Consider the following 15,573-nt stretch of genomic DNA (forward strand, 5'->3'; position numbering starts at 1 on the left):
CAATGGAAGGTTGACATGCGAAACTTGCCGGCGGGTCCGGTGTTGCGGGCATGAGCGGGTCGGAGTCGACGCCGTTGTTCGGGATCGCTCGTCGCGAGCGGATCATGGACATGATCCGGACCTCCGGGGCGGTGCGTGTCGTCGACCTGGCGCGCGAGTTCGACGTGTCCGAGCTGACGATCCGCCGTGACATAGGCGAGCTGGCCGACCGCGGGCTGGTCACGCGGGTGCACGGCGGTGCCACTGTGCGTAGCCGACTGGACAGCACGTCCAGCACCAGCCCGTCGACCGGTGCGCCACGGTACCGCGTGGCGATCGTCGTGCCGTCGCTCACCTACTACTGGCCGTCGATCGTCAACAGCGCGCGTGCTACCGCTGCCGAGCTCGGTGTGCAGCTGGTGCTGCGTGGCGCCAGCTACGACGCGGCGGACCAGCGCCGGCAGATCAGCTCCGTGATGAGCTCCGGCGGCATTCAGGGACTGATCGTGGCCCCCGAGACCCAGGGCCCCGACGGGCACGCGCTGCTGACCTGGCTGGACGAGCTGCCGATTCCTGTGGTCCTCGTCGAGCGGCAGGTTCCGCCGTCGCTGGCGCTGGAGAAGGCCGAGTGGGTGACCTCGGACCATGAGTTCGGTGCTGTTCTCGCGGCCACGCACCTCGCATCGCTCGGCCACCGCCGGGTCGGCATCGTCACGTCGGTGAACTCGCCGACCTCCGCGCGGCTGCGCCGCGGGTGGGATCGGGCGGTGGCCGAGCTCGGCATGGAACCGGTTGTGGACATGAACGTGAGCCCTCTGGACTCGGTCGCTGCGCCCGAGCGGACGGGCCTCGCCGGCGAGGTGCTGCAGCGGCTTCGTGACGCAGGCGCGACGGGGATCCTCATCCACCCGGACCCTCAGGCGATGCTCGTCCAGCAGTACGCGATCGATCAGGGCTGGTCGGTTCCGGGTGACCTGTCGATCGTCGCCTACGACGACGAGATCGTGGGCAACGCGTCGCCCCCCATCACGTCGCTGAGCCCGGCGAAGGCTCACGTGGGCCGACGGGCCGTGGAGATCCTGTTGACACGGCTGACCGAGGGGCCCGACCGCCCGGCGGAGCGGGTGCACGTCGTCCCGCACCTGCAGGTTCGCGAGTCCACGGTGAGGTGATCGTGCTTCGAGCGTCAGCAACGGAGGTAGGCGATGCTCTGCCCGATCCCGTCGAAGACATCGCCGGCGTAATCGTCGAACTCGACGATCCGGAGCGCGTCGGGAGCTGCGGCCAGGATCCGGTCGATCTCGACGATGCCGCGCCCTGCGGGCATCTGTCGCTTCATGTCCCGGCTGAGGTCGCCGTCCTTCACGTGCAGGAAGCGGACATGGCCGGCCAGTGCGTCGATCAGATGCACGGGGTCGGCGCCACCGACGGCAGCCCAGTACACGTCGAGCTCGATGCAGACGTCCGGGTCCAGGTGGGCCGCGAAGACCTCGAGGCCCGTGACACCGGAGAAGTGTGCCTCCAACTCCCACCAGTGGTTGTGGTAGCCGAGACGGATGCCGTGACGGCGGGCGATCTTTGCGGCCGCGTTGAGCGCCGACGCCTTGGCGACGATCTGCGCCTCGCTCTCCCAGTGGTTGGCGGTGATCGACGAGTCGATCACCGTCGCGACGCCCAGGTGCTCCGCGGCATCGAGGACGGGATCGAGGTCGACGTCGATCACGTGCGAGTGCGCGGACGGGGCCGTGACGCCGTTCGCGTGGAGTGCGCCGTGCAGCACGTCGGCGAAGACGGTGAGGTCGTACGGCTCCACGTGGCGGTAGCCGAGGTCGGCGACGCGCCGGATCGCGGCGTCCGGGTCGGCGGTGAACGCCTCGCGAACGGTGTACAGCTGCAGCGAGATCTGGTCGTTCATCACTCGGTCCCGTCGATCGTCGCGAGCCAGGCGTCCGCAAGCAGACGGTTGCCCTCGGCGGTCGGGTGCACGCCGTCTCCCGCGAGCCGTTCCGGGCTGGAGCCGCCGACCTGGGTCATCAGCGCATCCGCGGAGACGAGGGTCGCGCCGTACTCGGCTGCCAGGCGGTTCACCACGGCGATCTTGGGCGCCAGATCCTCGAACCAGTCCGCCTGCCCCGGTTGGACCGGAAGCAGGAACGGCGTGATGAGCACGACCTGCGCCGAGGTCGCGGCTGCCGTGGCGTCGAGAAGCGATCGATACGTCGCCTCGAACTCCTGCGCCGTCGTCGGTAGTCCGCTGTCGTACCGCCGCCAGGTGTCGTTGATCCCGACGAAGATCGTCAGCACGTCCGGCGCGAGGTCGACGCAGTCCGTCGTCCATCGCTGCGCAAGGTCACCAGTGCGGTTCCCGCTGATGCCCTGGTTGATCACGCGTGCGTCGATGCTGCGTTCGACGAGGGCATCGGCGATGAGGCGGACGTACCCGTCGCCGAGCGGATCGGCGCCTGTCACGGTGCGTCCGCTGTCGGTGACGCTGTCGCCGATGAACAGCACCCGGTCGCCCGGACGCACGTGCACCCGTCGCCCGGACACGTAGCGGGTCAGGCCCGCTTCGTCCTCTGTGATCACTTTCGCTCCTGCTGTCGTTGGTGGAGCCGCTGGCATCTCGTCGGATCCGATTGATCCGATGTCTGGCGTCGCCTGATCAGATTATGTCCTTCAGTTTGCCGTGCGCAATCGGCTCGGTCGACGCCGGCTGAGCCGCTGCGCCGCGCCGCCGTTCGGCACACATACTGGCACTATCAAGCTCTGTGTCGCGTGGATCGCACTGTGGGGCGGCGGCGGCCGTCGTTGGGTACGGGTGTCACGGAGACCGCTACGGCGGGCTAGACATCGGATCAATGGTCATTCATACTCGGTCGCGGCCTGCTCGGTGAAGGAGTCGAAGAGGACCATGTTGGAGTCGAATGCAAGACACGGACCCGCCGGTGCCACCGCCGTTGAGGTCACCGCCGAGCCGGTGCTGGCCGACGACGCCGCGCCTGCCGAGAGCTCGCCTCGGCGGGCTGTGCGGGCGCGCAGGCGCGGCAGCCGCGGGAGCGGCGTCTCGCTCTGGCTGATGGCGCTGCCTGGGTTGGCGTTGCTCTTCGTCTTCGCCTACATCCCCATGGCCGGCATCGTCATCGCCTTCCAGAGCTACAGCGCCGTGGGCGGGGTGTTCGCAAGCCCGTGGGTGGGCCTGCAGAACTTCGCCTATTTGTTCTCGACGAGCGACGCCTGGCGGATCACCTTCAACACGGTGTTCATGAACTCGCTCTTCATCGCTGCGAACCTGGTCCTCGCCCTGACGATCGCCATCGTCCTCAACGAGCTCCGAGGCCGCTGGGCGTGGCTCAGCAAGTTCTACCAGTCAGTGCTCTTCCTGCCGCACTTCTTCTCGTACGTGATCGTGGCGTACTTCGCGCTCGCGTTCCTCGACCCACAGACCGGCCTGTTGAACAAGGTTCTCGGGTTCTTCGGGGCCGCACCGGTCGAGTGGTACTCCACGCCGGGTGCGTGGCCGGTCATCCTGACCGTCGTCTCCGTCTGGAAGGGCGTCGGCTTCTGGGTCATCGTCTACACGGCGGGGATCCTGGCGATCAGCCCGGAGCTCTACGAGGCAGCCGAGGTGGACCGCGCGAGCAAGTGGCAGCAGGTCCGGCACATCACGTTGCCCTCACTCACACCGCTCGTCATCCTGAACGTCCTGCTCTCCGTCGGCGGGATCTTCCGCGCGGACTTCGGACTGTTCTATCTGGTCACGAACAACAGCGCGACGATCTACTCCACGACCGACGTGATCGACACCTATGTCTTCCGGTCGTTGGTGAACCTCGGCGACATCGGGATGTCGTCCGCAGCGGGCGTCTACCAGTCGATCGTCGGCTTCGTCCTGATCCTCATCGCAAACTGGCTCGTCCGACGCCGGCACGCCGACCAAGCCCTCTTCTGAACCGGGGAACCACCATGTCCACAACCGTCGCAACCCGACAGCCCCACGGGCGCCGGGCACTGACCCCGATGCAGTTGCTCCTGCATTTCGCGATGCTGCTCTGCGCGCTGTCTTTCCTCATGCCGCTGTTCCTGGTGGTCTCCGCGTCCTTCACGTCCGAGAAGGCGATCAGCAGCAACGGGTACTCGCTGTTCCCCTCGAAGTTCAGTGTGGCCGCGTACAGGTACGTCATCAGCGACCCGAGTCAGCTGATCCAGTCGTACGGGGTCTCCATCCTCGTCACCTTCGTCGGCACGGTGCTGTCGGTTCTGGTCATGGCGCTGCTCGGCTACGTGCTCTCGCGGCGAAACTTCAAGGCGCGCCGGGCCCTGTCGTTCTACGTGCTGTTCACCATGCTCTTCGGCGGCGGGCTCGTGCCGAGCTACATCCTGATGACGAAGTACCTGCACCTGCAGAACACGATCTGGGCGCTGATCCTGCCCAACCTGGTCATCCCCTGGAACGTGCTCCTCCTGCGCACCTTCTTCAGCCAGCTCCCGGAGGGCGTGCTTGACGCCGCTCGGATCGACGGCGCGGGGGAGTGGCGCACGTTCTTCCGGATCGCGTTGCCCATGGCCACACCGGCGATCGCCACGATCGGCATGTTCACGATGCTGATGTACTGGAACGACTGGTGGCTCGGTCTGCTCTACATCGACAACCCCGCACTGAGCCCCGTGCAGCTGTGGCTGTACCACATCCTCAGCAGCATCGACTCGGTCTCGCAGAACCCGATCTTCGCCAGCGGCGGAGCGGTTCCCGTCCAGTCCGTTCGCATGGCCGTCGCCGTTCTGGCGATCGGGCCCATCGTTGCCGCCTTCGTCTTCTTTCAGAAGTACTTCGTGCGGGGCATCACTCTCGGCGGAATCCGCGAGTGAGCAAGCGACGTTCGACGTCGCACAGCGTCACCCAGGCATCTCAAATAACAAGGGAGCTGTTTCCCATGACCTCGACCATCAGCCGGCGCTCATTCCTCGGCGGCAGCCTCGCCGGCATCGGAACGTTCGTCCTCGCCTCGTGCACGAGCACCACCACCGCCGCGGGAACGCGCGAGGTCACCTACGAGTACCTCGTTTCCAAGGCCCAGCCCGACCAGGACCTCGTGAACAAGGCGGTCAACGACCTCCTCAAGAAGCGTGGAATGGGCTTCACCGTCAAGCTCAAGGCTCTCGACACCCAGACCTTCCAGAAGCGCATCCCGCTCGACCTCGCCGCGGGCAACGCCGGCGACCTGATGTTCACGGCGCCGTGGGCGAACAACTACGCCCTCAACTCGGCGAAGGGCTTCTTCCTCCCGCTCGACGACTACCTCGACACCAAGGCGCCGAAGCTCAAGGCGAGCATGAGCGACGAGATGTGGAACGCGGCGCGGATCAACGGAAAGATCTACGGCGCTATCAACCAGCAGCTCTTCCCGCCGACGTGGGGCTTCATCGCCCGCAAGGACGTCGCGGACAAGTTCGGGTTCGATGCCGAGGCTGTCACGAGCCTGGACGACGCGGAGCCCTTCCTCAAGCAGATCAAGGGCGACGGCAAGTTCACGCCGATGTACACCGACAACGCCGGCACGGGAATCCCCGCCGAGCAGGCCTTCCTCGGCCTCGACACGTCGTTCGGCTACGCTGTGGCGATCAAAGCCGACGACCCCAACCTCAAGGTCTTCCGGATGTACGAGAGGGACGAGTTCCGCGAGTTCTGCAAGCGAACCCGCCGGTGGCGTGAGGCCGGGTACATGGCGGCGACGCCGCCGTCCACGACCGATGCAACCGCCGCGTTCAACAACGGCCAGATCGCCTTCAAGTTCGCTCAGGCGCACAGGACGGCCGTGTACCCCTTCGAGATCGTGCAGAAGTCGCTCATCGACCCGCTTCTCACGACCGGTGCCGTGGTCGCGACCCTGACGGCCATCAACAAGGACGCGAAGAACCCCAAGGACGCCGTCGCCTGGCTCGAACTCGTCAACACGGACAAGGAGCTGTACAACCTGCTCTGCTTCGGGATCGAGGGCAAGCACTACCGCCTGGCGGACGCGGCGACCGGATTCGTCGACTTCCCGAACGGCACCGACCTCTACAACCCTCAGTCGGACTGGGTCTTCGGCAACCAGTTCAACGCCTACTACCGCGACGAGACGGCCGCCAAGGAAGGACTGTGGGAGAAGCAGAAGGCGATCAACGAGTCGGCGAAGAGGTCCGAGGCCCTGGGGTTCAGCTTCGACGGCGCCGCGCTGAACACCGAGAACGCGAACATCACCTCGGTCATGACCCAGTACCTCACCCCGCTGCTGCTCGGCCAGATCGCCAACGTCGATGCGGGCGTGAACAACCTCAACTCCCGTCTGAAGAGCGCGGGGATCGAGAAGGCCCAGACAGAGCTCCAGAAGCAGCTCGACGCCTGGAAGAAGAACGCATAGTCAGGGGGTGTGGCGGGGGCCTTCGGGCCTCCGCCACGTCACCGGAAGAGAAGACGCCGAATGATCCCCAGCCCCCAGCCGACCCGTGCCGTACACCTGGACTTCCACAACGGTCCAGACGTGCCGGCGATCGGCGCCGACTTCGAGCCTGACGCGTTCGCCCAGACGTTCGCGGAGGCCGGGGTCGAGAGCGTGACGCTGTTCGCCAAGTGCCACCACGGCCACCTCTACTACGAAACGAACCGGCCGGAACGTCACCCGGGGCTTGCACCCGGGTTCGACCTGCTTGGCTCGCAGATCGACGCGCTTCACCGCGTCGGGATAAGGACGCCCATCTACCTCAGCGTCCAGTGCGACGAGTACGCGGCGAACCTGTACCCACAGTGGCGGGCGCTCGATGACTCGCTGGCCGCGGTGAAGTCCGTGTCGGGCGGAGCGTTCGAGGCCGGCTGGCAGATCCTGGACATGTCCAGCCCGTACCAGGACTACTTGAGCGAGCAGATCGAGGAGGTCGTCGACCGGTACTCGACCGACGACGGCATCTTCCTCGACATGTGCTGGGACCAGCCCAGCGTGAGCACCTGGGCGATCGCGGGCGCCAGGCGCGCGGGGCTCGACCCGAGCATCCCCGCGGACCGACGGCGTTACGCCGCCCAGGTGTCGCGCCAGTACATGGCGCGCTACGCCGACCTCGTAGGCCGGCGGACCAGTGCGGGTCGCCGTGCGGGTGTGTGGTTCAACAGCCGGCCGAAGCTGAACCTGCGCGAGGAGAGCACGTACGTCGACCACATCGAGGTGGAGGCCCTTTCCACCGGCGGATGGGGGTACGCCTACCTGCCCTACGTGGGGCGGTTCGTCCGGTCGATCGGCCTTCCGGCGTTGGCGATGACCGGACGGTTCCACCGCAGCTGGGGTGACAACGGCGCCCTCAAGCCCCGAGCCGAGCTCCGCTACGAGACCACGTCCGCACTGGCGCAGGGCCTCGGGGTGAGCGTCGGCGACGTGCTTCCTCCGCGCGGGATGCCGCAGCGTCCGGTCTACGAGCTGATCGGCGACGCGTTCGCGCATCTGCGCCGTTGCGAGCCCTTCGTGGCGCGAGGAGCGGTGCGCACGGACATTGCGGTGGTCGTGGACCCGGCGCGCGGGGACGACCCGGACATGGCCGGCCTCGGGGCGGTGCGGGCCTTGCAGCAGCTTCGGCAGCAGTTCGACATCGTTGGCCCCGACAGCGACCTCTCCCCGTACCGGGTCACCGTCGTCCCGGAGACGACAGTGGTCGACGCCGCGCTTCAGAGGCGGCTAGAGGTGTACCTGGCCGGAGGCGGGTCACTGCTCGTCGCCGGGATGGCGGCCATGGCCGCGGACGGGTCACCCGTGCTACCGCTCGGCGTCGACTTCCACGGCGAGTCCGAGTTCTCCCGCCCGTTCTTCCGGACCGGCGCCGACAGCGGTTTCGACACCGTCCTCTACGGCCGTCCACTACTCATGTCCGCCCGCGGCAAGGATGTGCGCGTCCTGTCCCGGCTCGTCGAGCCGTTCTTCGAGCGTGAGTGGGACCACTTCAGCGGCCACGAGTACACCCCGGCCGACCGACCCACCGACTGGGCGCTCCTCGCGGTGCGGGGACGGACTGCGACCATCGCCGCACCGATCTTCACCATCTTCGGGGAGTACGGACTGGCCGCACATCGCGACGTGATAGGCGATGCGCTCGACGCGCTGCTGCCGGAGCCACTGCTGCGAGCGGACGGTCCGGCCCACTTGGAGACCTCGGTCATCGACACCGTGGACGCGCGCGTCGTCAACCTCGTGAGCTTCCTGTCGACCCGGGTCGGCACCGACCTCGACGTGGTCAGCGATCCCTTCCCGCTCGTCGACGTCGACCTGGAGGTGCGCATGGACGACCCGCCCGCTCAGGTCACGCGCGAACCCGCGGGACAGGCACTTCCGTTCACCTGGGAACGCGGATACCTCCGCACGAGGGTGACGGTCCTCGACGGGCACGCTCTCGTCGTCGCACGGCCGGCAGCTGCCGACCGTCGAATCTCACAAGAAGAAGGACATCAGAGGAATGAATGAGACGCGGTCGGTAGAGACGCGTTCCGAGGCCCCGCTTCGGATGGGCGTCATCGGGATCGGCTGGGCGGGGCAGCAGCACCTGGAGGCTCTGTCGGCGCGGGCCGATGTTGAGGTGGTGGCGCTCGCGGGCATGGAGGCCGAGCTGCTTGGCCAGCTGGCAGACAAGCACGGCGTCGCATCACGATACGAGCGCTGGGAGGACCTGCTCGACTCCGCGCAGATCGACGCCGTCGTCGTGGCCGTGCCGACCGCGCTGCACGCACCGATCGCCATCGCGGCGCTGGAGCGCGGCCTGCACGTCCTGTGCGAGAAGCCGATCGCAGAGTCAGCCGAGCGCGCCGAGGCGATGGTGGCCGCGGCACGCAAGGCCGGCCGGGTGCTCGAGATCGCCTTCAACCACCGGCGTCGCGGGGACATCGAGATGCTCAAGGGCGTCGTCGACCGCGGCGAGCTCGGTAGGATCTACTACGCCAAGGCATGGTGGCTCCGCCGCAGCGGCATCCCGCAGCCGGGCAGCTGGTTCACGCGCAAGGAGAGCGCCGGCGGCGGGCCGCTCGTCGACATCGGCATCCACGTCCTCGACTTCGCGCTCCACCTCATGGGCGAGCCCGCGGTGACCGCGGCGAACGCGACGACCTTTGCCGAGTTCGGTCCTCGCGGCCGCGGCGGGGAGCCCTCGGGCGCGACGGACTTCGTCTTCGACGTCGAGGACTTCGCGACGGCGTTGCTCCGCCTGGAGAAGGACGCGGCACTCACGATCGAGACGAGCTGGGCGGGATATCGCGCCAAGGCGGACGAGATCGGCGTCACGCTCTACGGCACCGAGGGTGGTGCAGAGCTGGTGATCACCGGCTACAAGCCAGTCGGCCGCCTCCGGGTGTTCAAGGACGACGTCGGTCCGGAGAAGGAGACGGAGCTCACCGCTGAGCCGGGGCGGGGTCACGCGGCCGTCGCCGAGACGTTCGTCGCCACCGTGCTGGCGGGACCGGACGCGTGGCCGGCGTACGACGGTTCGCTCGCCCTGTCGAGGGCGCGGATCATCGACGCCTGCTACGAGTCCGCCCGGACCGCGCAGCAGGTCGAGGTCTCGGCATGAGCGCCCCGATCCGCGTCCTGGTCTGGAACGAGAACTTCCACGAGACGATGCAGCAGCACGTCAAGGAGCTCTACCCCGAGGGCATCCACGGAGCCGTCGCCGCGGGGATCCGCGAAAACCTCGGCGACGCCGTCGTGGTGGAGACCGCGGTCCTCACCGACCCCGAGCACGGGCTCACCGAGGAGCGACTTGCGCAGACGGATGTCCTGCTCTGGTGGGGCCACGCGAAGCACGACGACGTGTCGGACGAGGTGGTCGCGCGCGTGCACCGTCACGTGCTCGCCGGGATGGGGCTCATCGTGCTCCACTCCGGTCACTTCTCGAAGCCGTTCATCTCCCTGATGGGGACCACCTGTTCGCTGCAGTGGCGCAGCGTCGGCGAACGGGAGCTGGTCTGGACGGTCGCGCCGAACCACCCGATCACCCGCGGCGTCCCCAGCCCCCTACCGCTCGCGGCACACGAGATGTACGGCGAGTTCTTCGACGTCCCGACGCCGGACGAGCTGATCTTCATCAGCTCGTTCGAGGGCGGGGAGGCTTTCCGCTCCGGCATGACCTTCCGCCGTGGACGAGGCCGGATCTTCTACTTCAGCCCGGGTGACCAGGAGTACCCGATCTATCACGACGCGAGCATCCGTCGTGTCATCGCGAACGCGGTGGGGTGGGCGGCCGGCGACGCTCGCGACCCGAGGGCGGTCCCCGAGGTGCGGCACGCCACGGTGAAGGCCTGGGATGTCTAGTGCCGCGTCCACTAACTTTTGCCCGGTTGGGTGTGGGTTGTGGATCCTCGCCGCGGGGTGGCGGTCGAGCGACTCCCCACCGGAGGTGGTGGGGCGGGCCACGGCTGGCCAACGGACCCTGGTGCCGCCGCTGGGGTGCGGCGGCGTGGGTCACGCCGGGACTGGCCGGCACCGGGGAGGTGTCGGCCGGCTCGACGGTGCGTGATCACTTCCGGCAGCGGGATGCTGCCGGAGGTAAGGGTTCCGCCGCCCGGGGTGCGGGTGGCGATGATGGCCGCCGCGATCAGGTCGCGGTGCCCGATGGTGTGGCAGTGCGGGCAGTTCGTGGTCCGGCCCCGGGGTTTGCTGATTCGTGTGTGGCAGGTGGGGCAGGTCGAGGAGGTGCCGCGTTCGTTGACCAGGTGCACGGTGATGCCGGCGAGCTCGGCCTTGTCCCGCAGCACGTTGATAGCGCGGCCGATCTGCCACTGACGCAGCCGCAGGTTATGCCGCCTCCCGGCGGGCTGGTCAAGGACGCCGCGGGGGTCGCCGACGGTCAGGGTGCCGACCCGGTGCCGCACCGCCCAACCGATCACGGTCTTGGCGGCTTCGTGCTGGGCTTGACGGACTCGCCGTCGGTGTCGGTCTTCGACGTGGTGTCGGCGGCGCCGGTACTGCTTCCACCGTCGGGATCCGTGGTGGCCGGGTTTCGGGGCGCGGGCGGCCACCGCCCGGTTGCGGTGGCGGGTGTCGGTCAGGTGTTGGCGGTGTTCGGCGCGGATCGCCCGCCCGGATACCAGCAGCCCGAGCCGGTCGGGGCCGGCGAGGGCGTACGGGTGGATGACGCCCAGGTCCACTCCGGCCGCCCGGGCCGGGTCCGGCTCCTGCCCGGGCGGGTAGGCGGCTACCGGCACTTCCGCGGTGACCTCCAACACGAGCCGACCATCCGCGTACAGCAGGGTCACCGACCTGACCCGCTCCACCGGGTACGGAACCTCCCGGTCCAGGCGCAGCCACAACGCCGCGCAGCCGGCCGCGGTCGGCACTCGCACCCGGCGCCCGTGGAGGGTGAACGTGCCGTGATACCAGCGCACCGGCATCAACCCGCGCCGCCGACGGGGAAACCGGGCCTGGACCTCGCCGTCGCGGCGACGTTTAGCCGCCGCGAACCAGGTGTCGGAGAACCGGCGCAACACCGACCGCGCCCCGACCGTGCACAGCTCGCCGAACGTGCCCGGACCCGCCACGGTCAACTCACGGCACAGGTCCTGGTAGCCGACCAGCGGGGGGCCTGACGGTGGCGCCGCCACTGATTGATCTCCAACACGCAGGCCCACACATCACCCGCGGAACGCAGCAACCCGAAACACCGCCGCCGCTGCGCCCGACTCAGACGCAACCCGACACGGGCGGTCCGATAGACCACCCGAACTACATCCGGATCCCGACGCCGCGGCATACCAGACAGCCCACCACCCGGGTACGACAAGAATCCGCCGACCACCACGAACACACCGCTCACAAGCCATCAACACCGCCCATACAACGAGGGGAAAGGCTCCCTGACATGGCACTAGCCGGCAGGTCTCCCGGCCTGCGGGTCAGCGATCCGCAGGCCGGGGACGGGCGCGGGTTCGTCGTCGTGCTGCCCGGCGGCGGCTACCGCGAGCTCGCCGATCACGAAGGCCCACCGGTCGCCGAGTGGCTCGAGCAGGTCGGCATTCGCGCGGCCGTGCTGGACTACACGGTGAACCCCGCGCCCGTGGCGACCGTGCTGGACGAGGTGCTCACCGCCGTCACCGACGTGCGCGCGGGGCGGTACGGCGCGGTCGAGGGACCCGTCGGCGTCCTCGGCTTCTCGGCCGGCGGTCACCTCGCCGGTCTCGCCGCGACGGCCACCGCGGACGAGCTGGGGCCGGGGCGCCGCCGTCCCGACGCCGCCGTCCTCGCCTATCCGCTCGTGTCCATGACCGAACGCGCCCACGGCGCCTCGCGGGACTCGCTGCTCGACGGCATCCCACCGGGCGAGCGGGAGGCGCGGGCCCGGGAGCTGTCCGTCGAGCGGAGAGTCGACGCGCTCACGCCCCCGATGTTCGCGTGGCACACGGCGGATGATCCCGGGGTGTCGGCGAACCATTCGCTGCTCCTCGCCCAGAACATGGTCGACTGTGGGCGCGAGATCGAGCTGCACGTCTATCCGCACGGCGCGCACGGTCTCGGCCTTGCCGGGCCGCCGGGCTACGAATGGCGAGAAGGCTGTCTTTTCTGGCTGCGAGCACAAGGGTTCGGTCAGCCGTGAGGTTTCAACAAGGGAGTCCTGAAGTGCGTTCCCCCTCTGTCCAGCTCTACTCGGTGCGCGACGCGGTAGACGAGAATGTCGACGCCGCGATCGCTCGTCTCGCCGAGATCGGCTTCACGCAAGTCGAGCCGTATGCGTTCCACCAGAACGTCGCGGACCTCAAGCGCGCCCTGACGGCGGCGGGCGTGACCGCCCCGTCCGGCCACGCGCCGGTCATCGACGCCGAGGCGCCCGAGGTTGTCTTCGATGCGGCCGCCGCGCTCGGCATCCGCACGGTGATCGACCCGTTCATCCCCACCGACCGGTGGCAGACGGCCGACGACGTCGCCCGCGTCGCGGCGCGGGCCAACGAGCTCGGCGCTCTCGCGGCGGAGCGCGGCCTCGAGTTCGGCTACCACAACCACCAGTGGGAGTTCACGAACAAGGTCGACGGACGAACCGTCTACGACCTCTTCGTGAACCAGCTCGACCCGGCCGTCGTGCTCGAGGTCGACACGTTCTGGGCGACGGTCGGCGGGGAGGACACCCCCGCGCTCCTGCGCCGTCTCGGAGACAGGGTGCGCGCCATCCACGTCAAGGACGGCATCGTCGACGACGACATCCGCGACGTCCTGCCCAGCAGCGAGAGCGCGCTCATCGTTCCCGAGGCACTGCGGCGCGCCTTCGAGAACCAGAAGCCCGCCGGCCAAGGCGATGTGGACGTCCCCGCGATCCTCCGGGCCGCCCCGCGGGCCCTGCGCGTCGTCGAGTTCGACGCCTACGCGGGTGACGTCTTCGCCGGCATCGCCGAGTCCTATGCCTGGCTCGCCACGAACGACACGGAGGTGTCCGCATGACCACGCAGGGCAACCGCACGGGGATCGGCATCATCGGTGCCGGGAACATCTCGCCGCAGTACCTGAAGAACCTCACGTCCTTTGAGGAGGTCGAGGTACGGTTCGTCGCCGACCTCGTCGTCGATCGTGCGGCCTCGAAGGCTGCCGAGTTCGGGGTCGCCGACTTTGGCACGGTCGAGGATCTCCTCGCGCGGGACGACATCGAGATCGTCGCCAACCTGACGAACCCGGCCGCGCACACCGCGGTCGGTCACCGCATCGTCGCCGCGGGCAAGCACGTCTGGAGCGAGAAGCCCGTAGCCCTCGACCGTGACTCGGCGAACGAGCTGCTCAAGGCTGCGGAGGCGGCCGGTGTGCGGGTCGCCTGCGCGCCGGACACCGTGCTCGGCGCGGGGATTCAGTCCGGTCTGCGCGCGATTGCGCGAGGCGACATCGGTGAGCCGCTGACGGCGACGACGATGTTCCACGTGCCTGGCCCGGAGTCTTGGCACCCGGACCCCGACTTCCTTTACGCCACCGGAGCCGGTCCGCTGTTCGACATGGGGCCGTACTATGCGACGACCCTCGTGCACGCTCTGGGCTCGGCCACGCGGGTGCAGGCCGTCTCCTCGAAGTCTCGCGAGCGGCGTGCGATCGGCAGCGGCCCGCGCGCGGGGGAGACGTTCCCGGTCGAGGTGCCGACACACCACGCGGCGCTGATCGAGTTCGAGGGCGGGCGTTCCGCGCAGTCGACCTTCTCTTTCCAGCACGCTCTGCCCCGGATGGGTTTTGTCGAGGTCAACGGGACCGAGGGCACGATCAGCCTGCCCGACCCGAACCTCTTCGGCGGGGCTAGCACCCTGTACCGCTACGACCGGAAGGAGCCGGTCACGGTCGCCGCGGAGGGTGCGGCGGTCGGCCGCGGCACGGGCATCATCGAGCTTCTGCGCGCGATTCGCGCGGGCGTTCCCGAGCGCGCGTCCGGTGCGCTCGGCATGCACGTGCTCGACATCCTCTGCGGCATTCGCGACGCCGCCGAGAGCGGCCAGCCCGTCGACATCACGTCGCGGGTCGAGCCCATCGCCCCGCTGCCGGAGGGATGGGACCCGACGGTCGCGCAGTAGCGTCTCTGGGCGGCGTCGGCGGACCCTGTACCTGCGGTCACGTCGGTGGATGTTCAGCGGGGCGGGGTGGATCGGTGATCGGTGATCGGTTGCGGCAGTGGCCTGAGTGGTCGGATGTTGGCGATGCCCTGATGCGGCCTGTGTTCGTTGTAGAAGAGTCGGGACTGGCGCTGAAGCGCAATGGGTATCGAACTGGCCGGTACGCCCGACGACGATGCTGGGCTGCGCCCTGGCCATCGGCTCGCCTCAGGCGATGGAGCCGACATAGCGGACGACGCTGACCCGGAAGTGCCCGGCGTCCGTAAGCCATGGCGCCTTATAGGTGATCAGCCAAGAGTCCTCGCCCAGTTGGTACACGTCCCTGCGGTGCTTGCGTCCGGCGGTCTGGGGCTGGTGCTGAAAGGCGATGTTCTGGCCGGTGGCCCGCGCCTGAGTGAGGTCGCCGCCAACCGGCTGTATCAGGGAGATGTGCCACGCCCCGTTGCGGCGCCTCTTCTCTTCCACGATCACGGCGTATGGCGAAGCGGGCTGCTGCGCGCCAGGATTCTGGGGGGTTTGCGGATGCATTCGACCATGATGCCTGGCTGGGCGGTGGTTGGTGGGGCAAGCCCAGCGTTACCGATCCGGCGAGCGCGTATCGCGGCATTATGCGGGTGATCTTCGATCGCCTTCGCCCTGGCGGGCCGCATAATGCCTGATATGCAGAGTGATCGAGGTGCTGCGCGCCTCCACTATGGAGCCTCGCGATCACCTGCATACCAAACATGAGCGGATAACCTGCGTGTCCGTTCGGCGTTGGCGGCGGGGCTGCTGTGCGGTCGCCATCTGGACGTCGAGGCCGCCGGGTTGGAACACGAGATCGTCGTCTTGATGTGAACCACGCGTTCTTCAACGACACCGGCCCGAACCGCAACGCCAACGTCGCGGCGCAGGCCCGCGACCGGGTTCCGGACTGGTTCGGCAGGTTTGTCGAGCGTGGCGGTCAGGGCGGCTGAACCTGGGCGAATGCCTGGCCAGCCAGGCCCAGGCGAACCTGAGCCTGGCTGGCCAGGCCACGTGCG

Annotated in this window: 15 protein-coding genes; 11 read left to right on the forward strand and 4 right to left on the reverse strand. The window is 68.4% G+C overall.

Annotated elements, in window-relative coordinates; translation table 11 throughout:
* Positions 1-50 precede the first annotated feature (50 nt).
* The gene (locus tag Raf01_RS37435) at positions 51-1,151 is read left to right on the forward strand and encodes a substrate-binding domain-containing protein (protein ID WP_203922835.1); all 1,101 of its coding nucleotides are present in this window, start codon (positions 51-53) and stop codon (positions 1,149-1,151) included.
* Positions 1,152-1,165: 14 nt separating this feature from the next.
* Here the strand turns inward: Raf01_RS37435 and Raf01_RS37440 are convergent, their stop codons facing one another.
* The gene (locus Raf01_RS37440) at positions 1,166-1,894 is read right to left on the reverse strand and encodes a sugar phosphate isomerase/epimerase family protein (protein ID WP_203922836.1); all 729 of its coding nucleotides are present in this window, start codon (positions 1,892-1,894) and stop codon (positions 1,166-1,168) included.
* Positions 1,894-2,565 carry an SGNH/GDSL hydrolase family protein gene (locus tag Raf01_RS37445; RefSeq protein ID WP_203922837.1) on the reverse strand — a complete coding sequence of 224 codons (672 nt, stop codon included), beginning with the start codon at positions 2,563-2,565 and terminating at the stop codon, positions 1,894-1,896. The genes Raf01_RS37440 and Raf01_RS37445 overlap by 1 nt, the downstream gene beginning before the upstream one ends.
* 325 nt (positions 2,566-2,890) lie before the next feature.
* Between Raf01_RS37445 and Raf01_RS37450 the strand changes: the two genes are divergently transcribed.
* The 6 genes from Raf01_RS37450 to Raf01_RS37475 are packed head-to-tail and all read left to right on the forward strand — an operon-like array spanning position 2,891 to position 10,295.
* The gene (locus Raf01_RS37450) at positions 2,891-3,928 is read left to right on the forward strand and encodes an ABC transporter permease (protein WP_239134275.1); all 1,038 of its coding nucleotides are present in this window, start codon (positions 2,891-2,893) and stop codon (positions 3,926-3,928) included.
* 14 nt (positions 3,929-3,942) lie between these two features.
* Positions 3,943-4,845, forward strand: a complete 903-nt coding sequence (locus tag Raf01_RS37455) for a carbohydrate ABC transporter permease (RefSeq protein ID WP_203922838.1) — start codon at positions 3,943-3,945, stop codon at positions 4,843-4,845.
* On the forward strand, positions 4,842-6,380 hold the full coding sequence (locus Raf01_RS37460; protein WP_203922839.1) for an ABC transporter substrate-binding protein: 1,539 nt from the start codon (positions 4,842-4,844) through the stop codon (positions 6,378-6,380). The genes Raf01_RS37455 and Raf01_RS37460 overlap by 4 nt, the downstream gene beginning before the upstream one ends.
* 60 nt (positions 6,381-6,440) lie before the next feature.
* Positions 6,441-8,459, forward strand: coding sequence for an alpha-L-fucosidase (locus Raf01_RS37465; RefSeq protein WP_203922840.1), 2,019 nt, complete (start codon positions 6,441-6,443; stop codon positions 8,457-8,459).
* Positions 8,452-9,555, forward strand: a complete 1,104-nt coding sequence (locus Raf01_RS37470; protein ID WP_203922841.1) for a Gfo/Idh/MocA family protein — start codon at positions 8,452-8,454, stop codon at positions 9,553-9,555. The genes Raf01_RS37465 and Raf01_RS37470 overlap by 8 nt, the downstream gene beginning before the upstream one ends.
* Positions 9,552-10,295 (forward strand): ThuA domain-containing protein, encoded by a 744-nt coding sequence (locus tag Raf01_RS37475; protein ID WP_203922842.1) that lies wholly within the window; start codon positions 9,552-9,554, stop codon positions 10,293-10,295. Before Raf01_RS37470 ends, Raf01_RS37475 begins: the two co-directional genes overlap by 4 nt.
* A gap of 11 nt (positions 10,296-10,306) precedes the next feature.
* Here the strand turns inward: Raf01_RS37475 and Raf01_RS37480 are convergent, their stop codons facing one another.
* A complete protein-coding gene (locus Raf01_RS37480) occupies positions 10,307-11,584 on the reverse strand; it encodes an RNA-guided endonuclease InsQ/TnpB family protein (protein ID WP_203922843.1) in 1,278 nt (425 codons plus the stop codon).
* A 257-nt stretch (positions 11,585-11,841) separates the two neighbouring features.
* On the opposite strand from Raf01_RS37480, the gene Raf01_RS37485 reads away from it, so the two are divergent.
* From Raf01_RS37485 to Raf01_RS37495, 3 genes are read left to right on the forward strand one after another with little or no spacing between them, the layout of a single operon-like run.
* Positions 11,842-12,573, forward strand: coding sequence for an alpha/beta hydrolase (locus Raf01_RS37485; RefSeq protein ID WP_203922844.1), 732 nt, complete (start codon positions 11,842-11,844; stop codon positions 12,571-12,573).
* A 23-nt stretch (positions 12,574-12,596) separates the two neighbouring features.
* Positions 12,597-13,409: a sugar phosphate isomerase/epimerase family protein gene (locus Raf01_RS37490; protein WP_203922845.1), complete on the forward strand. Its 813-nt coding sequence runs from the start codon at positions 12,597-12,599 to the stop codon at positions 13,407-13,409.
* Entirely contained in the window at positions 13,406-14,512 is a 1,107-nt protein-coding gene (locus Raf01_RS37495) for a Gfo/Idh/MocA family protein (protein WP_203922846.1), read from the forward strand. The genes Raf01_RS37490 and Raf01_RS37495 overlap by 4 nt, the downstream gene beginning before the upstream one ends.
* A gap of 246 nt (positions 14,513-14,758) precedes the next feature.
* On the opposite strand, the gene Raf01_RS37500 is transcribed toward Raf01_RS37495, so the two are convergent.
* Positions 14,759-15,016, reverse strand: coding sequence for a hypothetical protein (locus tag Raf01_RS37500; RefSeq protein WP_203922847.1), 258 nt, complete (start codon positions 15,014-15,016; stop codon positions 14,759-14,761).
* A 368-nt stretch (positions 15,017-15,384) separates the two neighbouring features.
* On the opposite strand from Raf01_RS37500, the gene Raf01_RS50700 reads away from it, so the two are divergent.
* Entirely contained in the window at positions 15,385-15,507 is a 123-nt protein-coding gene (locus Raf01_RS50700; RefSeq protein WP_275413135.1) for a hypothetical protein, read from the forward strand.
* The last annotated feature ends 66 nt before the right edge of the window (positions 15,508-15,573 follow it).

The organism is Rugosimonospora africana (genome assembly GCF_016862975.1).
Classification (GTDB): Bacteria; Actinomycetota; Actinomycetes; order Mycobacteriales; family Micromonosporaceae; genus Rugosimonospora; species Rugosimonospora africana.

Coding starts and splice junctions, on each gene's coding strand:
- Raf01_RS37435 (WP_203922835.1), top strand. CDS start 51: ATGAGCGGGTCGGAGTCGACGCCGTTGTTCGGGATCGCTCGTCGCGAG.
- Raf01_RS37455 (WP_203922838.1), top strand. CDS start 3,943: ATGTCCACAACCGTCGCAACCCGACAGCCCCACGGGCGCCGGGCACTG.
- Raf01_RS37475 (WP_203922842.1), top strand. CDS start 9,552: ATGAGCGCCCCGATCCGCGTCCTGGTCTGGAACGAGAACTTCCACGAG.
- Raf01_RS37440 (WP_203922836.1), bottom strand. CDS start 1,894: ATGAACGACCAGATCTCGCTGCAGCTGTACACCGTTCGCGAGGCGTTC.
- Raf01_RS37465 (WP_203922840.1), top strand. CDS start 6,441: ATGATCCCCAGCCCCCAGCCGACCCGTGCCGTACACCTGGACTTCCAC.
- Raf01_RS37485 (WP_203922844.1), top strand. CDS start 11,842: ATGGCACTAGCCGGCAGGTCTCCCGGCCTGCGGGTCAGCGATCCGCAG.
- Raf01_RS37495 (WP_203922846.1), top strand. CDS start 13,406: ATGACCACGCAGGGCAACCGCACGGGGATCGGCATCATCGGTGCCGGG.
- Raf01_RS37470 (WP_203922841.1), top strand. CDS start 8,452: ATGAATGAGACGCGGTCGGTAGAGACGCGTTCCGAGGCCCCGCTTCGG.
- Raf01_RS37450 (WP_239134275.1), top strand. CDS start 2,891: ATGTTGGAGTCGAATGCAAGACACGGACCCGCCGGTGCCACCGCCGTT.